This is a genomic window from Microbulbifer maximicatervae (SeqCode) (genome assembly GCF_052467065.1).
In genome coordinates, this window is sequence record NZ_CP174299.1 from 2,041,909 (window position 1) to 2,062,579 (window position 20,671).

The 20,671-nt window shown below is 56.2% G+C and carries 18 protein-coding genes; 14 read left to right on the forward strand and 4 right to left on the reverse strand.

Annotation, left to right across the window (positions count from 1 at the left end; translation table 11 throughout):
• The first annotated feature begins 1 nt into the window (after position 1).
• The 3 genes from ACJJI1_RS09075 (at position 2) to ACJJI1_RS09085 (ending at position 4,183) form a co-directional block, all read left to right on the forward strand.
• Entirely contained in the window at positions 2-1,420 is a 1,419-nt protein-coding gene (locus ACJJI1_RS09075; RefSeq protein ID WP_282930294.1) for a glutamate synthase small subunit GltD family protein, read from the forward strand.
• 160 nt (positions 1,421-1,580) lie between these two features.
• Complete coding sequence (gene hemE, locus ACJJI1_RS09080; RefSeq protein ID WP_108731435.1) at positions 1,581-2,660, forward strand: uroporphyrinogen decarboxylase; 1,080 nt, start codon at positions 1,581-1,583, stop codon at positions 2,658-2,660.
• 170 nt (positions 2,661-2,830) lie between these two features.
• A complete protein-coding gene (locus tag ACJJI1_RS09085; protein ID WP_444959145.1) occupies positions 2,831-4,183 on the forward strand; it encodes a cyclic di-GMP phosphodiesterase in 1,353 nt (450 codons plus the stop codon).
• 51 nt (positions 4,184-4,234) lie between these two features.
• Here the strand turns inward: ACJJI1_RS09085 and asd are convergent, their stop codons facing one another.
• From asd to rsgA, 3 genes are read right to left on the reverse strand one after another with little or no spacing between them, the layout of a single operon-like run.
• Entirely contained in the window at positions 4,235-5,098 is an 864-nt protein-coding gene (gene asd, locus ACJJI1_RS09090) for an archaetidylserine decarboxylase (protein WP_444959146.1), read from the reverse strand.
• A gap of 25 nt (positions 5,099-5,123) precedes the next feature.
• Positions 5,124-5,918 carry a sulfurtransferase gene (locus ACJJI1_RS09095; protein ID WP_282930290.1) on the reverse strand — a complete coding sequence of 265 codons (795 nt, stop codon included), beginning with the start codon at positions 5,916-5,918 and terminating at the stop codon, positions 5,124-5,126.
• Positions 5,915-6,955: a small ribosomal subunit biogenesis GTPase RsgA gene (gene rsgA / locus ACJJI1_RS09100; protein ID WP_444906622.1), complete on the reverse strand. Its 1,041-nt coding sequence runs from the start codon at positions 6,953-6,955 to the stop codon at positions 5,915-5,917. The genes ACJJI1_RS09095 and rsgA overlap by 4 nt, the downstream gene beginning before the upstream one ends.
• 86 nt (positions 6,956-7,041) lie before the next feature.
• Between rsgA and orn the strand changes: the two genes are divergently transcribed.
• Complete coding sequence (orn, locus tag ACJJI1_RS09105; protein ID WP_444959147.1) at positions 7,042-7,581, forward strand: oligoribonuclease; 540 nt, start codon at positions 7,042-7,044, stop codon at positions 7,579-7,581.
• Between the two features lie 13 nt (positions 7,582-7,594).
• Here the strand turns inward: orn and queG are convergent, their stop codons facing one another.
• Positions 7,595-8,704 (reverse strand): tRNA epoxyqueuosine(34) reductase QueG, encoded by a 1,110-nt coding sequence (gene queG, locus ACJJI1_RS09110; protein ID WP_444906620.1) that lies wholly within the window; start codon positions 8,702-8,704, stop codon positions 7,595-7,597.
• Positions 8,705-8,838: 134 nt separating this feature from the next.
• Here queG and ACJJI1_RS09115 point away from each other — a divergent pair, with 134 nt between their 5' ends.
• The 10 genes from ACJJI1_RS09115 (at position 8,839) to ACJJI1_RS09160 (ending at position 20,642) form a co-directional block, all read left to right on the forward strand.
• Positions 8,839-10,320, forward strand: coding sequence for an NAD(P)H-hydrate dehydratase (locus ACJJI1_RS09115; RefSeq protein ID WP_444895438.1), 1,482 nt, complete (start codon positions 8,839-8,841; stop codon positions 10,318-10,320).
• On the forward strand, positions 10,320-10,814 hold the full coding sequence (gene tsaE, locus ACJJI1_RS09120; RefSeq protein ID WP_444926471.1) for a tRNA (adenosine(37)-N6)-threonylcarbamoyltransferase complex ATPase subunit type 1 TsaE: 495 nt from the start codon (positions 10,320-10,322) through the stop codon (positions 10,812-10,814). Before ACJJI1_RS09115 ends, tsaE begins: the two co-directional genes overlap by 1 nt.
• A gap of 55 nt (positions 10,815-10,869) precedes the next feature.
• On the forward strand, positions 10,870-12,180 hold the full coding sequence (locus ACJJI1_RS09125; protein ID WP_413664095.1) for an N-acetylmuramoyl-L-alanine amidase: 1,311 nt from the start codon (positions 10,870-10,872) through the stop codon (positions 12,178-12,180).
• Between the two features lie 45 nt (positions 12,181-12,225).
• The gene (mutL, locus tag ACJJI1_RS09130; protein ID WP_444959148.1) at positions 12,226-14,112 is read left to right on the forward strand and encodes a DNA mismatch repair endonuclease MutL; all 1,887 of its coding nucleotides are present in this window, start codon (positions 12,226-12,228) and stop codon (positions 14,110-14,112) included.
• Between the two features lie 70 nt (positions 14,113-14,182).
• Entirely contained in the window at positions 14,183-15,106 is a 924-nt protein-coding gene (gene miaA, locus ACJJI1_RS09135; RefSeq protein WP_444928260.1) for a tRNA (adenosine(37)-N6)-dimethylallyltransferase MiaA, read from the forward strand.
• A gap of 191 nt (positions 15,107-15,297) precedes the next feature.
• Positions 15,298-15,582 (forward strand): RNA chaperone Hfq, encoded by a 285-nt coding sequence (gene hfq, locus ACJJI1_RS09140; RefSeq protein ID WP_020413623.1) that lies wholly within the window; start codon positions 15,298-15,300, stop codon positions 15,580-15,582.
• Positions 15,583-15,713: 131 nt separating this feature from the next.
• Entirely contained in the window at positions 15,714-17,024 is a 1,311-nt protein-coding gene (hflX, locus tag ACJJI1_RS09145) for a ribosome rescue GTPase HflX (RefSeq protein ID WP_413664097.1), read from the forward strand.
• Between the two features lie 186 nt (positions 17,025-17,210).
• A complete protein-coding gene (gene hflK, locus ACJJI1_RS09150; protein WP_282930282.1) occupies positions 17,211-18,365 on the forward strand; it encodes an FtsH protease activity modulator HflK in 1,155 nt (384 codons plus the stop codon).
• 11 nt (positions 18,366-18,376) lie between these two features.
• Positions 18,377-19,249 carry a protease modulator HflC gene (hflC, locus tag ACJJI1_RS09155; protein WP_282930281.1) on the forward strand — a complete coding sequence of 291 codons (873 nt, stop codon included), beginning with the start codon at positions 18,377-18,379 and terminating at the stop codon, positions 19,247-19,249.
• A 199-nt stretch (positions 19,250-19,448) separates the two neighbouring features.
• Positions 19,449-20,642, forward strand: coding sequence for an ATP phosphoribosyltransferase regulatory subunit (locus ACJJI1_RS09160; RefSeq protein ID WP_444959149.1), 1,194 nt, complete (start codon positions 19,449-19,451; stop codon positions 20,640-20,642).
• The last annotated feature ends 29 nt before the right edge of the window (positions 20,643-20,671 follow it).

Genomic DNA, 20,671 nt, shown 5'->3' on the forward strand with positions numbered 1-20,671 from the left:
TATGAAAGACAGACTGAACAACGACTTCCAGTTTATCGACGTAAGTCGCATCGATCCGCCGAAGAAGGACATCATCACCCGCACCGGCGAGTTTGTTGAAATTTATGAGCCTTTCAGCGAGCGACAGGTGGCCAGCCAGGCGCACCGCTGCCTGGATTGTGGCAACCCCTATTGCGAATGGAAGTGCCCGGTACACAACTACATTCCCAACTGGTTGAAGCTGATCAGCGAGGGCAATGTTATTGAGGCAGCTGAACTCTGCCACGAAACCAATACTCTGCCGGAAGTCTGTGGCCGGGTGTGTCCCCAGGACCGCCTCTGTGAGGGCGCATGTACCCTCAATGATGGCTTTGGTGCGGTCACCATCGGCAATGCGGAAAAGTACATTACTGATACAGCCTTCGCCCTGGGATGGCGCCCGGACTTAAGCCATGTTGAGAAAACGGGTAAACGAGTAGCGGTGATTGGTGCCGGCCCGGCTGGGCTGGGCTGCGCTGATATTTTGGTACGCAATGGCGTGCAGCCGGTGGTGTTCGACAAGCACCCGGAAATTGGTGGCCTGATTACCTTTGGTATTCCCGAGTTCAAGCTGGAGAAGTCGGTAATGCAGCAGCGCCGGGAAGTGTTTACTGAGATGGGCGTTGAGTTCTGTCTCAATACTGAGGTGGGTAAGGACATCAGTTTTGAGCAGCTGCTCAATGACTACGATGCTGTTTTTATGGGGATGGGCACTTACAACTACATGAGGGGCGGCTTCCCCGGTGAAGATCTGCCCGGTGTTCACGATGCTTTGCCATTCCTGATTGCCAACGTAAATCGCAATATGGGCTGGGAGCGCGATGCTTCCGAATTTGTTTCGGTTGAGGGCAAGCGCGTGGTGGTTCTCGGTGGTGGTGATACCGCCATGGACTGTAACCGCAGCTCGATTCGATTGGGTGCTAAGAGCGTAACCTGTGCCTACCGCCGCGATGAGGAAAATATGCCCGGCTCACGTCGGGAAGTGGCCAATGCCAAGGAAGAGGGCGTACAGTTCCTGTTCAATCGCCAGCCGGTTGAGATCGTTGGAGATGGCAAGGTGGCCGGGGTTAAAGTGGTTACTACGGAGCTCGGTGAGCCCGATGAAAACGGCCGCCGTCGCCCTCAGGTGGTGCCCGGTTCTGAAGAAATTATCCCGGCGGATATCGTTCTGGTGGCCTTTGGATTCCGTCCCAGCCCGGCGGAGTGGTTTCCGCAGCACAATATTGAAGTTGCCGACTGGGGTGGCGTCGTCGCTCCAGAAAAACAAAAATACAAATTCCAGACCTCCAATGAGAAGGTGTTTGCCGGCGGCGATATGGTGCGCGGCTCCGACCTGGTAGTGACCGCTATCTGGGAAGGGCGCCAGGCCGGTGAAGGTATTCTCGATTACCTGGATATTTAATCGTTTCTGATTTGCAGTGGGGGCAGGGTCCCTCACTGCCCAATTATTCCGTGCACATTTGTGCCAGTCCCAATAGGCACCTCGCAATATCTTTGCCACCCTGTGTATAGCGGCCAAGCCCCTGTACAATGCCCGTTTTTTTAGCCCGCTCGGTGTGCCTATGTCTGATACCAAACCGTCCGAATTGAAAAACGACCGCTTTCTTCGCGCCCTTCTGCGCCAGCCAGTGGATCGAACGCCCGTGTGGATGATGCGACAGGCGGGGCGCTACCTGCCGGAATATCGAGCCAGCCGCGCCGAAGCTGGCAGCTTTATGGATCTGTGCCGCAATACTGAGCTGGCCTGTGAGGTAACGCTGCAACCTCTGGAGCGCTACCCGCTGGACGCCGCCATTCTGTTTTCCGATATCCTGACTATTCCCGATGCCATGGGCCTGGGCCTCTATTTCTCTGAAGGAGAGGGCCCGAAGTTCCACAAGCCCCTGCGCACGGCGGCTGATATCGAAGCCCTGGAAGTGGTGAACAGCGAAAAGGATTTGGACTATGTGATGAATGCCGTGTCCACCATCCGCCGCGAGTTGAATGGTCGCGTGCCGCTTATCGGCTTCTCCGGCAGTCCCTGGACGCTGGCGACTTATATGGTTGAAGGTGGCTCCAGCAAGGATTTTGCCCGCTGTAAGGAAATGCTCTACAACCGCCCTGAGCTGATGCACCAGTTACTCACGGTGCTGGCCGACTCTGTTACCGATTACCTGAACGCCCAGATTCGCGCTGGAGCCCAGGCCGTACAGATCTTTGATACCTGGGGTGGGGCACTCAGCCACAGTGCTTACCGTGAATTCTCCCTGAAATATATGCAGAGAATTCTCCAGGGGCTGATTAAAGAAGTCGACGGTCGTCGAGTGCCGGCCATCCTGTTCACTAAGGGAGGTGGTCAGTGGTTGGAAGCAATGGCTGATACTGGCGCTGACGCCCTGGGCTTGGATTGGACGACAGATATTGGCAGTGCCCGCGCCCGAGTGGGAGACAAGGTGGCCCTGCAAGGCAACTTGGATCCAGCTGTTCTCTATGCGAGTCCCGAACGAATTCGCACAGAAGTGGCGGCTGTTTTGAAGTCTTTTGGTCAGGGTAGTGGCCACGTTTTCAATTTAGGTCACGGAATTACCCCCAAGGTAGATCCGAAACATGCTGGAGCCATGATTGAAGCTGTGGTAGAGCTGTCAGCCCAATATCACGCTTAAACGGGTCACTGATCTCTGAGTCTGTGAATGCAGTCTCACTTTGGGCGGGTGAACCTTAATATCTCTCCATGATATAAAGGTGAGCTTGCCCAGAGGACCGAGGATTTTACGCCACGGGGTCTTTCAGGGCAGCTTTTTAGCGTTAACTACAGTTGTCGGCACCTTCCCCAGTGGCAATCGAACAAGCAAAAATTTCTGTCGGTGATTTACAGCGCGGCATGTTTGTCTCCAAGCTCGACAGGCCTTGGACACGAACCCCATTTGCGCTGCAGGGTTTTTATATCCGCGATTTGGAAGAAATCCGCCAGCTACAGAAATACTGCCGGTTTGTTTATGTCGATATACACAAAACTGTCGGCAGTGCCGGAGTTACCCTGCGCCGATTACTCGGGGGCAGCGACACTTCCGCAAAGGGCCGTGCTTCCGGCCGCACAGCGGTCACTATCCCCTGCAAACCTGTCACTGTTTTCCATAAAAAATACCCCCCTCCGCAGCCGGCGCAGCGAGAAGCCAGTAATGCGCGCAAGCTTCACGGCCAGATCCTCTATGGTATGAATGAGGTAATGGGGCTTGTCTCCAACAACAGGCCCATACCGGTGCAGCAGGTCAACCAAGTCGTTGAGGATTTAGTAGAAAGTGTGTTGCGCAGTCCCGATGCGTTTGCCTGGCTGGCTCGTGTGCGAGATAAGGATGAGCACACCTACAGTCACTCGGTGCGTGCCAGTATTTGGGCGGTGCTATTCGGCCGCCATATCGGTCTTTCACGCAGTGATTTACTAAAGCTCGGGGTGGCTACTCTGCTGAAGGATGTAGGCAAGCTGGCTATCGACGGGGAAGTGCTGCAGATGAAGCAGCGCGACCCGCGCAGTGAATTGGAGTATCGAAAGTTTGTGCAGCACAGCGTCAAGATGCTGTCGGCAGACCCAGAAATAGATCCGAAGGTTATCGAAGTCATTAGTGCCCACTGCGAGCGCCACGATGGTAGTGGTTACCCTGAGGGCTTGCGCGGTGACAGGATTTCAGTGTTGGCGCGCATGTGCGGAATAGTGACTTTTTATGATGAAGCCACTAACCCAAGAGGTTCCAGTGAGCCGGTAGCGCCATCCCGGGCGGTTGCCAAGTTATATGACCTGCGGGGTATCGCCTATCAAGAACAGCTGGTGGTGGAGTTTATCCAGGCTATTGGTCTCTACCCCACTGGTACCCAGGTAGAGCTGTCCACTGGAGAGGTTGGCGTGGTGGTGGAACAGACCTACGACCGGCGCTTGCGACCAAAGGTAATGATCGTTCTCGATGGGCAAAAACAGACGCTCAGCAAGCCTCGCCTGTGTGACTTGGCTGAAGTTGAGGATCGAGAACAGAAGCTTATCGAGCGTGGCAAGATGAGTGTCGAGGAAAAGATCAGTATCCTCAGGGATATAGAACCCGGAGCTTACCCTCAGGTGGATGCGGCGAATATTCGCGACAATTATTTATTCCGCGGTGGTCGACTGGGGCAGCTGCTGACGCGCCTGACAAAATAAGCCCCCTTTTTCAGAGACGGCTGTTAAAACTGCCGCCTCTCCTTATTAATATCAGTCCTTGCCGGATAGTAAATTACCGAAATGCTCACCCATGCGCACAGGCGACTCGGCTTCCAGCTGGTCGAGCCAGCTCACCTGGTCTGCGCCAAATAGCATAATGACGGTAGAGCCCAGCTTAAAGCGTCCCATCTCCTCACCTTTCTCCAAGTGGATGGGTGCCTTATCCAGATAATCCGTATTGATGACTTTGCGCTGGATAGGAGCGACTTGTCCGGCCCATACGGTTTCGATACCGGCGACAATCATTGCACCCACCAGGATCATTGCCATGGGTCCGGCTTCAGTATCGAATACACAGACCAGACGCTCATTGCGCGCGAACAGGCGCGGAACGTTTTCTGCCGTTACCGTATTTACAGAGAAAAGCTGCCCGGGCACATAGGTCATGCTGCGCAGGGTGCCGGCCATGGGCATATGCACCCGGTGATAATCCTTCGGTGACAGATACACAGTGGCGAAGTGTCCGTCATTAAATTGCGCCGCTACCTTGGGATCACCGCCCACCAGTTCAACCAGGCTGTAGTCGTGACCTTTAGCCTGGAAAATACGGCCGTTATGGATCTGGCCCAGCTGGCTTATGGCGCCGTCGGCAGGGCTGGCGAGGGTGTGTTGCCCTTCGACAATGGGGCGGGCTCCGTCCACCAGTTCGCGGGTAAAGAATTCATTGAAGGTGCGGTAGGCAGTGCAGTCGCTCTCTTTGGCCTCCTGCATATCTACACCGTACTTATCCACAAACCAGCGGGTGAAAGGATCTTTGATCCACTTGAGTTCTGTATTCGCCAACCAGCCGGCAGCGCGGGAGAGTGCGTGTTGCGGCGTTAGGTATTGCAGGGCGGCAAAAAGTTTAGGGTTCATAAATCTACGTCTTTTCTCAATGTATCTACTGCTGTACCGGCGTATTGGGCAAATTGCCCCACTCACTCCAGGAGCCTGGATAAGCGCGAATATCCAATCCCAGGGACTTGCCCACTAACCAGGTAAAAGCGGAGCGGTGATGGCTCTGGCAGTGGGTGACAATTTTGTGTGAGCTATCAATTCCCAGTGCAGCGAGGAATTCGCGGGCATCCGCACGAATACGCAAGTCTTTTTGCGGGTCCATCAATTGGGTCCACTCGCAATTGATTGCTCCCGGGATATGACCGCCCTTCATTGCCAGGACCCGCTCACCGCGATATTCCTGGGGTGAGCGAGCATCCCAAACAAGGAATTCATCATTGCCCAGTTGATCCTGGATTTGCTGGGCGTCCATCGCAGCTGTGCTGTTGACGGTGATTTGAATATCACTCGGCTCGATATCTGGTGCCTCGGTAGTGAGAGGAAGGCCGGCGCCTCGCCAGGCCAACATGCCACCATTCAAGTAGCTGTAATTGCGGTGGCCTATCATTTCCAAGGTCCACAAAAAGCGCCCAGCCCAACCGCCGCCTTCGTCGTCACAGGCGACCACATGTTGTTCCGGCTTTAAGCCGATAGCTTGAAACACCTGGGTCAGCTGTTCGATGCCGGGCAGTTTGCCCGGTGCGGGCGCGGTGCCAGCCATCAGCGCCTGGAACGGCAGGTGAACGGCCCCTGGGATATGGCCGTTGAGGTAATTGTGGGGTGAGCTGAGGTCTACAATCAGCAGTTCTTCGCGCTCAAGCTGAGTCGCGAGCTCATCCGCTTCGATGATCAGTTTCAAAACTTGTTCTCCGATTCCAGGCTGTTGCGCAAATGCAGAAAACTATTCATGCGACGCTCGCTAATTTTTCCATCGGTCAGAGCCTCCTGGATAGCGCAACCGGGTTCGCCCTGGTGGCGGCAGTCGCGAAAGCGGCAGTGTCCTATAAATGGTCGGAATTCCACAAACCCTTCCAGTAGGGCGGCCTCCTCCATATGCCAGAGTCCAAACTCGCGAATCCCGGGGGAGTCTATCAGATCACCCCCACTGGGCAGGTGAAACAGTTCCGCGGCAGTGGTGGTGTGAGTCCCCTTTTGGGTTGCCTCTGATAGAGCACCGGTGCGGGCGCCGGCACTGGGAAGCAGTGCGTTGACCAGGGATGACTTGCCCACCCCGGACTGCCCTACAAAAACGCTACATCCCTGCGCAAGGGTTTCCAGCAGCTCCGGCAGGCCCTCGCCAGTTTTGGTAGATAACCGTAAAACCGGGTAGCCGAGCTCCGGGTAGGGGGCGAGTAGCTCCTCCAGTGAATCGCGATTGCGTTCATCGATCAGGTCGGTTTTGTTGAGCAGCAGCATGGGTGCTATGCCGGTGGTCTCTGCGGCTACCAGGTAGCGGTCTATGGCATTGGCAAAAGGTTCGGGGTAAGGGGCGATAACGATCAATATGCGATCGATATTGGCTGCAACAGTTTTCAGGTCGCCGTAGCGATCGGGTCTTTGCAGCTCGGAATTGCGCGGCAGGCGCGCGCCGATAACACCAATGCCCCCATCGCTGTCTTCGCTGGCAGGGTGCCAGGCAACGCGATCGCCGGTCACCAGGGTTTCGATATTGGCGCGCAAATGGCAGCGCTGGCGCAGGCTCGGATCACTCTCGCTCTCCACTAAAACCTGTGTGCCATAGTTGGCGATAACCAGGCCGATCTGTTCCTGCTCCAGTTGCCCCTCTTCCAGGGCCTCTTCGGCAGATTGCTCACGCTTGCGGGCGCGGGCTTCACGTTCCTGCTGGATTTTGTTGATACGCCACTGTTGGCGGCGATTTAATTTGCGTTTACTCATGCACTAGCACCTGGAGACTAGCGGCGGATTATAGCTATTGCAGGGTAGTTGCGGTAACTTGCGCGGAAAGTTTGAGGAGACCCGTTGTGGATCAGAACAACCTGATCTGGATTGACCTGGAGATGACAGGCCTGAATCCGGACAAAGAGCGCATTATTGAAATTGCCACAGTCGTGACGGATTCACGCCTGGAGATTCTCGCCGAGGGTCCCTCAATGGTCATCCACCAGAGCGATGCCTTGCTAGATGCAATGGATGAATGGAATACCGAACAGCACGGTGGTTCCGGGCTGGTAGCTCGGGTCAAAGAATCCAGTATTTCCGAAAGGGGCGCGGAGAGGGAGACCCTGGAGTTCTTGCGACAGTGGGTCCCTGAGGGAGCATCTCCCATGTGTGGCAACTCTATCGGCCAGGATCGCCGCTTCCTGGTGAAATATATGCCGGAGTTGGAATCCTATTTCCACTATCGCAACCTGGATGTCAGCTCGGTGAAGGAATTGGCTCGTCGCTGGCGCCCAGAGGTTTTGGATGGAGTTAAAAAACACAGCAGCCATTTGGCGCTCGACGATATCCGCGATTCTATTGAGGAATTGCGCCACTACCGCGAGACTTTTTTCCGCCTCTGACCCCCACTCCCGATTAGCCAGCGGGCTTGCGTTTGATTTTACGCTTGCGCCTGCGCCCGCTGCGCAACCGCTCCAGCGCCCAATCGATATGCTCCAGCACCAGGGGCGTGGCGTCGGCGCGCGCACTCTCCAGGGTGTTGATGACTTCGGGCGTGGCCTCGCCATTGCCTAAGGCAACAGCCAGGTTGCGCAGCCAGCGCTCGTGGCCGATTCGGCGAATCGCCGAACCCTCAGTCTTGCGCAGGAATTCCTCTTCGCTCCAGGTAAACAACTTCAGTAGCTCACCATTGTCCAGTCCGTGTCGGGGATGAAAATCTTTTTCCTTGGTGGGCTTGGCGAACTTATTCCAAGGGCACACTATTTGGCAGTCGTCGCAGCCGTATATCCGGTTGCCGATGGGCTCGCGAAATTCCTCAGGGATTGGGCCTTTGTTTTCAATAGTGAGGTAGGAGATGCAGCGCCGCGCATCCAGGGTGCGATCATCGATAAAGGCATCGGTGGGGCAAACCCTGAGGCAGGCGACACAGTCGCCACACTGATCATGCTCCTCGCTGATATCTATGGGGAGTGGCAGGTTGGTGTAGATTTCGCCGAGGAAAAAGTAAGAGCCGGCGGTCGAATTCAGTACCAGCGTATTTTTACCAATCCAGCCCAGGCCGGCCTTGGCTGCCAGGGCCTTCTCCATTACCGGGGCGCTGTCGGTAAAAGCCCGACCTTTCGATTCAATGCCCCGCTCGGCGCAATAGGTATCAATTTGCTTTGATAGATTGGCCAGGCGTTTGCGGATCAACTTATGGTAATCGCGGCCATTCGCATAGCGGGATACATAGGCCTTACTCGAATCCTTCAACACTTTAATAGGCTGGGTGTCCGGCGGCAGGTAGTCCAGACGCACGCTGATTACCCGCAGTGTTCCCGGCTCCAATAATTCGGGGCGCCAGCGTTTCTCACCGTGAGCGCCCATCCAGTCCATATCAGCGTGATAGCCCGCATCAATCCAGGCGCGCAGGCGTTCCCCTTCCTCCTCCAGCTGGCAATCGGTAATACCCACTTGTTGGAAGCCCAGTTCTCTGCCCCAAATTTTGATCTGTTGGGCTAAGTCGGCGAGCAGTGATTCGGTCATAGATAAAGCGGCTCGATATTCCCTGCAAGCACAATGCCTGGCCGGGGCGGTATACTTTGCGGTTGGCGCAAACGATGGCGATGTAATTGCCTATTTTGCCACAGATGAATTCTTGACCACATCGCGGGAGCTGCATGGACACGCCTCAACCTCTATACAGTGCCGAGTCGGTACGTGAGCTGGATCGACAGACGATTGCTGCACTGGAAATCCCCTCCATTCAACTGATGAAGCGCGCCGGTCGCGCGGCTTTTTCACATCTACGCAGGCACTGGCCGGAGATTGGCCGCCTCCAGGTTTTCTGCGGTGGTGGGAACAACGGTGGGGATGGCTATGTGATTGCCGCCCTCGCCGCGCAAAAGAAAATCCCGGTCACCGTTTATGCGTGTACCGATCCTCAGCACCTGAGTGGCGATGCCCGGGAGGCCTATGAGTACGCCTGCAGGGAAGGTGTCCAGGTGGTGAACTCTCTCGCAGAACTGGATACGGCGGATGCCAATACACTGATTGTGGATGCATTGCTGGGAACGGGCTTTAGCGGTGAGCTGCGCTCCGGCGTGGCGCATGCGGTTGAGCGAATCCGCAAAAGCCCTGGCCCGGTGTTGGCTGTGGATATCCCCTCCGGTCTGAGTGCCGATACCGGCAGTGCCGGCGAGGCGGTCAGTGCCGATATAACGGTGACTTTTATCGGCCGCAAAATGGGACTCTACTGCGGTCGCGGCCCGGCGCTCTGCGGAGAGGTAATTTTCGAAGGCTTGGGGGCACCTGAGGCTGCCTACCGAGCAGTTGAGCCTTTGGCTATGCGTTACGAGGCTGATGCTATCCGTCGCCTGCCAGCGCGTGCCGCCGATAGCTTTAAAAACCAGTTTGGCCATATTTTGGTTGTCGGCGGTGATACCGGATTTGGCGGTGCTGCATTGATGGCTGCGCAATCCTCAGCGCGCTGTGGAGCCGGGCTGATTTCCCTGGCGACCCGCCCTGAGCATTTGTCCGCAGCGTTAACTCGCAGTCCAGAAGTGATGGCCCATCCGGTGATTTCCGGGCAGGAGCTGGAACCGCTGCTCGAAGGCCCCAGCGTAATTGCAGTGGGCCCCGGTTTGGGACGCTCCCCCTGGAGTGAGCAGCTGCTGGCGCGAGCCGGCCGAGCTGAGGCGCCCTTGGTCGTAGATGCCGATGCATTGAATATTCTCGCCGAGGGCCGGGTTCTGGCCGGGGTCCGGCGGGATGACTGGGTGTTGACCCCACATGTGGGGGAGGCCGCCCGCCTCCTGGGTTGTGATACCGCCGAGGTGCTCGCCGATCCGCGCGCCGCTGCTATTGCAGTTCAGCAAAAATTCAGTGGCGTGGTGATATTAAAAGGCGCCGGTACCCTGATTGCACATGATGGTGGTGTTGACCTGATCAACAGCGGTAACCCGGGCATGGCTTCCGGTGGTATGGGAGACCTCCTCACCGGTATTGTTGCAGCATTGATTGGCCAGCACTTGCCGCTGGTGGAGGCTGCCCGACTGGCGGTGTGGTTACACGGAGAGGCGGGTAATCGCGCTGCCGAAGAGGGTATGCGGGGATTACTCGCTACGGACTTATTGCCCTGGATTAGACGTTTGGTAGATTGATGGCGAGTGAATTGAAATTACATTTGGCTGATGAAGCAGCCACCGTATCCGGCGGCAACTTGCTCGGGCAGGCCTGTCTCGCGGCGGGCCTGCAACAGGGGCTGACGCTGTATTTAAATGGCCAGCTGGGTGCGGGAAAGACAACTTTCTGTCGGGGGGTACTGAGGGCCTTTGGGCACGAGGGTGCGGTAAAGAGCCCCACTTACACCCTGGTGGAACCCTACGAACTCGAGGCTCACCGGGTTTACCACTTCGACCTCTATCGTCTGGGTGACCCGGAAGAGTTGGAGTTTATGGGGGTGCGGGATTATTTCTCTGCGCAGAGTTTGAGTCTTGTAGAGTGGCCCGAGCGGGGCGAGGGCATATTGCCCGATCCAGACTTGGAAGTTGAGTTGGAAGTACCGGAAAGTGGTCGCCAGCTCAGGTTAATTGCGCACTCGCCCGAGGGTGAGCGCGTAATAGACCTGCTGCAAAAGCTGCTGCGAGCATCCTGAAAACGCCTGAACACAGGGAAATACTGATACCAATAAGCAAAGGGGCTGGGAAGTAATGAGTTTTATGTGGCGGTCTCTGTTAGTTGTCGCGCTGTGGTTGGCAGTTTTCCTGCCGGCTTCTGCGACGCAAGTGGAAGGTGTGCGCGTCTGGAGAGCACCCGACCATACGCGTCTGGTTTTTGATTTAAGCGACCCGGCAGAGCACAAGTTATTTACCCTCAAGGACCCCCACCGGGTGGTTGTCGACCTCTCTGATACCGAGTTGAAGGCTGAGCTGGACAAGTTGGATCTGGACAAGACGCCGATCGCCCGGGTGCGCCATGCCCGTCAGAATAAAAAAGATCTACGGGTTGTATTGGACCTAAAGCAGCAGGCCAATCCGCGCAGCTTTGCTTTGCGGCGCCATGAAAACCTGCCGGATCGATTGGTGATCGACCTTTATGACGAGGTTAAAGGCAGCGAGAAGACGCTGGAGCAGGTCAGTAGTGAACGCAATATCATTGTCGCTATTGATGCAGGGCACGGCGGGGAAGACCCCGGGGCTTCCGGTCCCGGTCGCTTGCGGGAAAAGGATGTGGTGCTGGCGATTGCCAAACAGCTGCACAAAAAGATAAACGGTGAGAAGGGCTTTACCGCCAAACTGGTGCGTACAGGGGATTACTATATTCCTTTGCGGGAACGGGTAAAAATTGGGCGCAATATGCGTGCGGACCTTTTTGTGTCGATCCACGCCGATGCCTTTACCCGTAAAGATGCCCGTGGCGCCGGGGTTTATGCGGTCTCCTCCCGGGGCGCAACCAGTGAAACCGCCCGCTTTTTGGCCGCGAGGGAAAACGAGTCCGATCTTATCGGTGGTGCCGGCAGTTTGAGCCTAGGCGATAAGGATGACACCCTTGCCGGCGTATTGCTCGACCTCTCCATGACTGCCACCATGAATGCCAGCCTGGATATCGGCGCCAGTGTGCTGTCACAGATTGGCACCGTCACTCACCTGCACAAAAAACAGGTGGAGCAGGCCAATTTCTCGGTGCTGCGTTCGCCGGATGTGCCTTCAATTTTGGTGGAGACGGGTTTTATTACCAATCCCCAGGAAGCGAAACGCCTGCGCGATCCCAGTTTCCAGCGCAAGCTGGCGCAAAAGCTCAGTGACGGTATAGTGGCGCACTTTAAGAGCCGCCCCCCGGCGGATACCTGGCTCGCCGCCAACCAGAGCGATAAGTCTCGCAACCACGTTATCGCTCGCGGGGAGACCCTTTCGGGTATCGCGGCGCGATATAATATCTCCGTCGCCGCCCTGATGAGAGCGAATGGCATCAAGAACTCCGTGATTCGAGTGGGGCAGACCCTGAGTATTCCTTCCGGCTGAGACCTCAGTGTCGAGCGGTCCTTGCAGCATTAACAGGCCAGATTCATGCACGATAAAATCCAGCAACTCTCTCCCCGCCTCGCCAACCAGATTGCAGCTGGTGAGGTAGTTGAGCGCCCGGCATCAGTAATCAAGGAGTTGCTGGAAAACAGCCTGGATGCGGGCGCTACACGGCTAGAGGTCGATGTGGACGGCGGTGGTAGCAAGCGCATGAAAGTGCGCGATAACGGCAAGGGCATAGAGCGGGAAGACCTGCCAATGGCCCTGGCCCGCCACGCGACTTCCAAGATTCATGCATTGGAAGATCTGGAGGCGGTGGCCACCCTGGGCTTTCGCGGTGAGGCCCTCGCCAGTATTTCCTCGGTGGCGCGCCTGGCATTGACCAGCAGCCGCGATGAAAGTGGCAAGGGTTGGCAGGTAAGTGCGGAGGGCCGCGACATGCAGGCGCAGCTCGCGCCCTCGGCTCACCCCCGTGGCACCACTGTGGATGTGCGCGATCTGTTCTTCAATACGCCCGCTCGGCGGAAATTCCTGCGCACAGAAAAAACAGAATTCAATCGCATTGACGAGACGATTAAGCGCTTGGCGCTGTCCCGATTTGATGTCTCTATCAGCCTGCGCCACAACGGCAAGGGTGTGCATAATCTGCGTGCGGGCACCGGGCGGGTGGAAATGGAGCGCCGTGTCGCCCAGGTGTGTGGGCCGGCGTTTATGCAGAATGCGCTGCATATCGATGTGGAGCGCAGCGGCCTGCGCCTGTGGGGGTGGGTTGCGGAACCCGCATTCTCGCGCTCCCAGGCCGACTTACAATTCTTTTATGTCAATGGCCGGGCTATTCGCGACAAGGTGGTCAGCCACGCGGTGCGCCGGGCGTTCGCCGATGTTTTGTACCATGGTCGCCATCCGGCATTTGTACTTTATCTGGAGCTGGACCCGGCTTCCGTCGATGTGAATGTGCACCCGACCAAACACGAAGTGCGTTTTCGCGATAGTCGCCTGGTGCATGACTTCCTGTTTGGCAGTTTGCACCGGGCCCTGGCGGATGTGCGTCCGGGGCAGAAAGAGGAAACAGAAAGCGAGCCGGAGCAGGAGCGCCAGGAACAGGTCACGGGTTTACAGGCCGGTGAATTTGCCGGGCAGCATAAAATGCCACTCAGCAATCGCCCCTCGCCCTCAAATCTGCGCGAGCAGATGAACGCTTATGGCGCTCTGCACCAACCGTATCAGGACTCATCCCCGGCGACACAACAGCCGCGGGGCGCCCCTAGCAGCCGGCCAGTGCCCGTGCCCCAAGCATCTTCCGGGACGACCATAGGGGCCAGTGCGGGCATTGAAGGCGAATCAGAAGTGCCGCCGCTGGGCTTTGCCCTGGCGCAGTTGCATGGAATCTATATTCTCGCGGAAAACGAGCACGGGATGGTTGTTGTCGATATGCACGCTGCCCATGAGCGCATTGTCTATGAGCAGATGAAAGTGGCTTATGCGGCCGGTGGAATTCAGGCTCAGCCCCTCCTGGTTCCAGTGAGTCTGGCTGTCAGCCAGCGGGAAGCGGACTGCTTCGAGGAGCGCAGCGAGGTGTTTACCGCGCTTGGTTTCGTATTGCAGCGGGCCGGTCCGGAGACCTTACTGGTGCGCCAGGTACCCACAATGCTGCACGGCGCGGAAGTGGAACAGCTTGTGCGCGATGTACTCTCGGACCTGCTCGGCGAAGGCGACAGCGCCCGTATTGGTGAGCGCATCAACGAAGTGCTGGGGACAATGGCTTGTCACGGTTCTGTTCGCGCAAACCGACGTCTGACAATCCCGGAAATGAATGCTCTGTTGCGGGACATGGAACGCACGGAGCGCAGTGGCCAGTGCAACCACGGTCGCCCGACCTGGACCCAGGTTAAACTGGCAGATATGGATAAGTGGTTTATGCGCGGCCAATAGGTACGCGGCAGAAGTGGGTGGTAGTTTGAATAACAGCTTGCCGGGTGATAAGCCCCGTGTAATTTTCTTGATGGGTCCAACGGCCTCCGGCAAAACGGATCTGGCCATGGCGCTCGCCGATCGTTTGCCCGTGGAATTAATTAGTGTTGATTCTGCTCTCGTATATCGAGGCCTTGATATCGGTTCGGCCAAGCCCTCAGTAGAAGAGCTAGCTGCATACCCTCACCGTTTGATCGATGTCTGTGACCCGTCTGAGTCTTATTCGGCAGGTCGTTTCCGTAAAGATGCTCTGGAAGCTATGGCAGAAATTACCGCTGCTGGTAAAGTGCCATTACTGGTTGGCGGAACTATGTTGTATTTCCGTGCTCTGTTGGAAGGCATGGCAAAATTGCCTGAAGCGGACGCAGCGGTGAGAACAGAAATTGAAGCTCGCGCAGAGCGTGAAGGGTGGCCTGCATTGCATGCGGAGCTGGCCCAGGTGGACCCGCAGTTGGCGGCAGAGCTACATCCCAACCATTCGGTGCGTATCGAAAGGGGACTGGAAGTTTACCGCCTCACCGGTGTTCCGCTTTCGCAGTTGCGTCGCGAGCAGGAAGCTGGGGGAATACAGGAGCAGTACCAGGTGTGCCAGATGGCCATTATGCCCCGCGATCGCTCCCTGCTTCACCAGCGAATTGAACTGCGTTTTCGCAAGATGCTCACAGCGGGCTTTATTGATGAAGTCCAGGGTCTGCTGGACCGAGGAGACCTGCACGAGGACTTACCGGCAATTCGCGCGGTGGGATATCGACAAGTTTGGCAACACTTGCAAGGCCAAACCGATTACGATGATATGGTGGCCGCTGGAATTGCGGCGACGAGGCAGCTTGCCAAGCGCCAGTTAACCTGGCTGCGGCGCTGGCCAGACCTGCTAACTTTGTACACTCAGGATGAGCAAGGTGGGGTGCGTGAGAATGACGAAATATTGGCTGAAGCCTTGAAATTTCTCGCTTAAGCATCCATAACGTGGTTGGGCTATTAAACGACAAGCCCGTTCAGTCAGTTTTCACAGAGTCCGGCCTTTTCCGGCTCGCTACTACACTACTTATACGCGTATTCAACCTCAGTCGTTTTTTGATCCGCGCTCTTCGCGGGTGCGATTGCGGCCTGCATACCGCATTCAGCTTTTTGACAAGGAGAAAAAAGATGTCAAAAGGGCACAGCTTACAAGACCCTTACCTCAACGTATTGCGCAAAGAGCGTATTCCGGTTTCTATCTATCTGGTAAACGGCATCAAGCTCCAAGGGCAAATTGAATCCTTCGACCAGTTCGTGGTGTTACTCAAAAATACTGTGAGCCAAATGGTGTATAAGCACGCCATTTCTACGGTTGTTCCGTCGCGTGCAGTGCGCGTACCGCTATTGAATCCCGCAGCCCAGCACGGCGGCGAGGGTAATGGTGAAGGCGGTGAGCGCGAATCCTTTAGCTAAAAGATCCGTATCAATTTCACCTGCACCCCGTTTTGCCGGGGCGCCAGCAGCTCGGTGAGCCCCTTGCAGGGCTTGCCGGTTGTCACCTCAGTCAGGGCTTATCGCGCCCTTTTCGCAATAGAGAATTCCCATTGTTTTTCGATCGACCGGAATCCGGTGAGCTCGCAGTACTGGTACACCTAGAACTCTCCGCCATCGACAGTCCCGACGACCCTCGTGAATTTGAGGAGTTGGCCCTATCTGCCGGAGCAGATCCTGTCAGTTTTATTTTCGGCCAGCGCGCCACTCCAGACCCGAAGACCTTTGTTGGCCGAGGTAAATTGGAGGAGATTCGCCAGGTGGTGAAAGATCAGGAAGCCGCCCTGGTTATCTTTGATCACATCCTGTCTCCGAGTCAGGAGCGCAATATTGAGCGCGAATTAAAGTGCCGGGTGCTGGATCGCACAGGGCTTATTCTGGATATTTTTGCCCAGCGTGCGCGAACTCACGAGGGTAAGCTTCAGGTGGAATTGGCCCAGCTACGCCATATGGCAACGCGGCTGGTGCGAGGCTGGACCCATCTGGAGAGGCAAAAGGGTGGTATCGGCCTACGTGGGCCCGGTGAAACCCAGTTGGAGACAGACCGGCGACTGCTGCGCGCGCGCATAGACTCCATCGAGAAGCGGCTGGAAAAGGTACGCCGCCAGCGGGAGCAGGGGCGCCGCGCGCGCTCCCGGGCAGAAATGGCCACAGTATCTCTGGTTGGCTACACCAACGCGGGCAAGTCGACCCTGTTTAATCGCCTGACCGATGCAGATGTCTATGTCAGGGACCAATTGTTTGCCACCCTCGACCCGACCATGCGCAGGGTTGAATTACCCAATGTTGGCGCCATGGTATTGGCTGATACGGTGGGATTTGTCTCTCACTTGCCGCATAAACTGGTAGAGGCATTCCGGGCAACCCTGGAAGAGGCCGCCAGTGCGACGTTGCTTCTACATGTGGTGGACGCTGCGGCAGATGACCGATTACACCTGATGGAAGAGGTGCAAACGGTTCTGGAGGAAATTGATGCTTCGGAACTGCCGCAACTGGTGGTTTATAACAAAATTGATCTGCTGGCAGATTTTGAACCGCGTATAGACCGGGATGATCAGGGTGTACCCCGGGCAGTTTGGCTCTCTGCGGTAACAGGTGCGGGTTGTGAACTTTTGATTGAGGCTATTGCCGAGCGCCTGGGCGAGCAAATGGTGCGCGGGCAACTGGTAGTGAAGCCTCATCAGTCCAGGCTGCGAGCGCAGCTATTTGAAATTAATGCGGTGCAGTCGGAAGTCTACCGCGACAATGGTGACTGCGAATTGCAAATATTATTGCCGCGTAGTGATTTCCAGCGTCTGCTGGCGCCACATATTGCTGGCAATGACGCGCCGGAATGGGTTTTGGAAGAACCCATTGCCGAGTAGTTGTCGTATAAACATTGATTTTAAAATTCAGGTCATATTGCGACCTTTAGTCGAATTTGCTCGGGGTTGGTCTCCGCAGACTGCCCACTTGCCTCAGGCTAGGGCCTGTCGGCAATATTTTGTCGGCAATGGATGCTAGAATCCGCCGAAGTAAAAGATTAAGTGATCATAGTTGGAGTAAGTTAAATGGCCTGGAATGAGCCGGGTGGTAACAATAAAGACCCCTGGGGTGGTGGCGGTAACCGCAATAACGGAGGCCCGCCCGATCTCGATGAACTACTGCGAAAAATTCAGCAGAAACTAGGTGGCCTGTTTGGTGGTGGTGGCAGCGGCAGCCCAAGTGGCGACTCTGTCAAATTTCCCTGGGTACTGGTTATTGGTCTCGCCGTATTGATTTATGGCGGCCTGGGGATTTACCAGGTCAACGCCAACGAACAGGCGGTTGTTTTGCGCCTGGGCAAATACCACTCCACGGAATCTGCCGGCCTGCACTGGAATCCGCCGCTTATCGATAACGTCACCAAGGTCAATATGACTGAGGTGCGTACCGAGCGCACTACCGGTCAGATGCTGACTGAGGACGCCAATATCGTAGAAGTGGTACTCACTGTGCAGTGGCAGGTTGGGGATGCTGAGTCTTTTGTGCTGCGTGTTCGCGATCCGGTGAAGAGCTTGCAGGAAGCCACCGACAGCGCCCTTCGTCACGTGGTGGGCTCTCTCACTTTAAACGGTGTGATTTCCCAGAACCGGACCCAAGTATCTGCCGATACGCAGGAACGATTACAAGAATACCTGGACCTGTACCAGACCGGTATACGCATTGATGTGGTTAACCTGACTGATGCTAAGGCACCGCGCGAAGTGCAGGATGCGTTTGACGATGTGACCAAAGCCCGTGAGGACGAGGTGCGTCTGCAAAATGAAGCTCAGGCTGATGCTAACCAGATAATCCCGGTTGCCCGTGGTCAGGCTCAGCGCATTATTGAAGAGGCCGAGGCATACAAAGCCCGCGTCATCGAGAGTGCCCGAGGTGAAGCTGTGCGCTTTGAGAAACTGCTGGCTGAATATGAGCGTGCCCCGGAAGTTACCCGCGAGCGTCTCTACCTGGATGCGGTACAGGATGTGATGGCCAACACCTCCAAGGTGATGGTGGATGTCGAGGGTGGCAATAACATGATGTACCTGCCGCTAGATAAGTTGGCGCAAGGCGGCGCTGGAGCAGCGCGAGCAGCCCAAAGCCAGGACACCTCGCCTGTAATGATTGAGGAAGTCTATCAGCGTGTTATTGAGCGCCTTCGTCGGGATGACGCCAGCACCCGTCGCAGTCAGACTATTCGCTAGGAGGGGATGATATGAATAACAAAACACTGGGTATCATTGTTGTCATCCTGGTTGGAGTATTGGTACTTTCTTCCAGCGCCTTTGTAGTGAAAGAGACTGAAAAAGCCGTGCTACTGCGTTTTGGTGAGCTGGTGCGCACCTACACAGAGCCGGGTCTCTACTTCAAAATCCCTTTTGCGGAAAGGTTGCGCAAGTTTGATGCGCGTATTCAGACGGTGGATTCCAGTCCCGTTCGTATGCTCAACAGTGAAAACAAATTCATGATGGTTGATTCGTATGCCAAATATCGAATCTCTGATGTGGATAAGTTTTATATCGCCACTCGTGGTGACGATCGCAATGCGGTGCGCCTGCTGTCGGAGCGGATCAATGATCAGCTCCGGAACGAGTTTGGTGTGCGCGATCTGCATGAGGTAGTCAGTGGCGAGCGCGATGAGTTGATGGCGGAGATCACCAAGAACCTGAATAAGGTGGCTCAGGATGACCTGGGAGTGCATGTGATTGATGTGCGCGTCAAGCGGATTGACCTGCCACCGGAAGTCTCCGAGTCTGTGTTCCAGCGTATGCGCGCTGGTCGTGAGCTGGAGGCGCGGGATCATCGCGCCAAGGGTCAGGAGGCCAGTGAGCGTATCAAGGCTAATGCCAATCGCCAAAGAGTGGTGATTGAGTCTGAGGCCTACCGCCAGGCGGAAGAGTTACGCGGTGCGGGTGATGCAGAGGCGGCAGCCATTTACGCTGCCGCCTACAGCAAGAATCCGGAGTTTTACCGCTTTACCCGCAGTCTGCAGGCTTACAAGGAGTCCTTCCGGAGCAAGTCAGATATGCTGCTGGTCGATCCAGATAGCGAATTCTTCCGCTACCTGAAAGACCCGAAAGGAGAGTAGGGCTGAAAATGCTGTGTAGCACTGGGCAACTGGTGCTATAGGCGCCGGGTTAGATTCGATAACCCTACCTTCCTGTTAGCACTTGATGCTAAAATCACGCAAACCGGGCCCAGCCCGGTTTTTTTGTGGGAAGTGCTGCGGCTCGTTTGTGGCAAGCGCTGCGGCACCGCAATTTCTTCGCTGACGAATTCATTTCATCATGACTCAAGCCGATCGCTGGATGTTACCGGATGGCATTGCAGAAATTCTGCCTGCGGATGCCGTGCAATTGGAGACTCTGCGCCGCCAACTACTGGACCTCTATCACTGCTGGGGGTACGAGTTGGTGATACCGCCGATGTTGGAATTCACCGAGTCCCTCCTGATCGGGATGGGCCATGATGTAGATCTGAGCACCTTTAAGGTTACCGACCAGATATCTGGACGCACTTTAGGTATACGCGCGGATATGACTCCGCAGACTGCCCGGATTGATGCCCACAGCTTTCCCCGCAGAGGCGCCAACCGCCTCTGCTACGCCGGTCAGGTGGTGTACACCAAGCCGCGAACCCCGATGGGTTCGCGAGCGCCGATACAGGTTGGTGCCGAACTGTTTGGTGTGGACAACCTCGGTGCAGATCTCGAGGTGATCTCGCTGATGCTGCAAAGCCTTCAGGTAGCGGGTGTCAGCCAAGTGCACCTGGACCTGGGCCACGTCGCGATTTACCAGAGTCTGGTTGAAGCGGCGGGCCTCAATGACGAGCAGCGCAGCGCCCTGTTGGCCATGTTGCAGAGCAAGGCGACTGCTGATCTGTGCGAGTGGGTCGAGGAGAATGTTGGCGACCAGAAGGCTGCCGAGTGGCTGAAGGCACTCCCGGGGCTGGTTGGGGGACGGGAATGCCTGGATAAGGCCCGCGAACTCTTTTCTGGAGCCCCGCAAAATTTGCTGGCGGCAGTCTCCGATTTGAGGCAGGTAGCTGAGGCTCTGAATGAGCGCTATCCAGAGGTGACACTGTTCTTCGATTTGAGTGAAGTACGCGGCTACGACTATGAAACAGGTCTGGTATTCGCCGCCTACACACCGGGCCACGGCCAGGCATTGGCCAATGGTGGACGCTACAACGGTATCGGGGCCGTGTTTGGGCGCGATCGCCCAGCAACAGGCTTCAGTAGTGACCTGGTGGCATTGAGTAATCTGGGCAGCGCTGCCGTTGAAGAGGGCGCTGCGATATTGGCGCCAGATGTCAGAGGCTCCCAGGGCGCTGAACTGTGGAAGGCGATTCACGAGCTGCGGGCTCAAGGTGAAGTGGTCATCACGGCCCTCGCTGGTGGTGCCGATAGTGAACTGGATTCCCGCTGTGACCGAGAGTTGGTTGCTGAGGGTGGTTCGTGGGTAGTAAAACCACGAGACTGATTTTTCGGGCGCAGTGGATGTGCCTATTA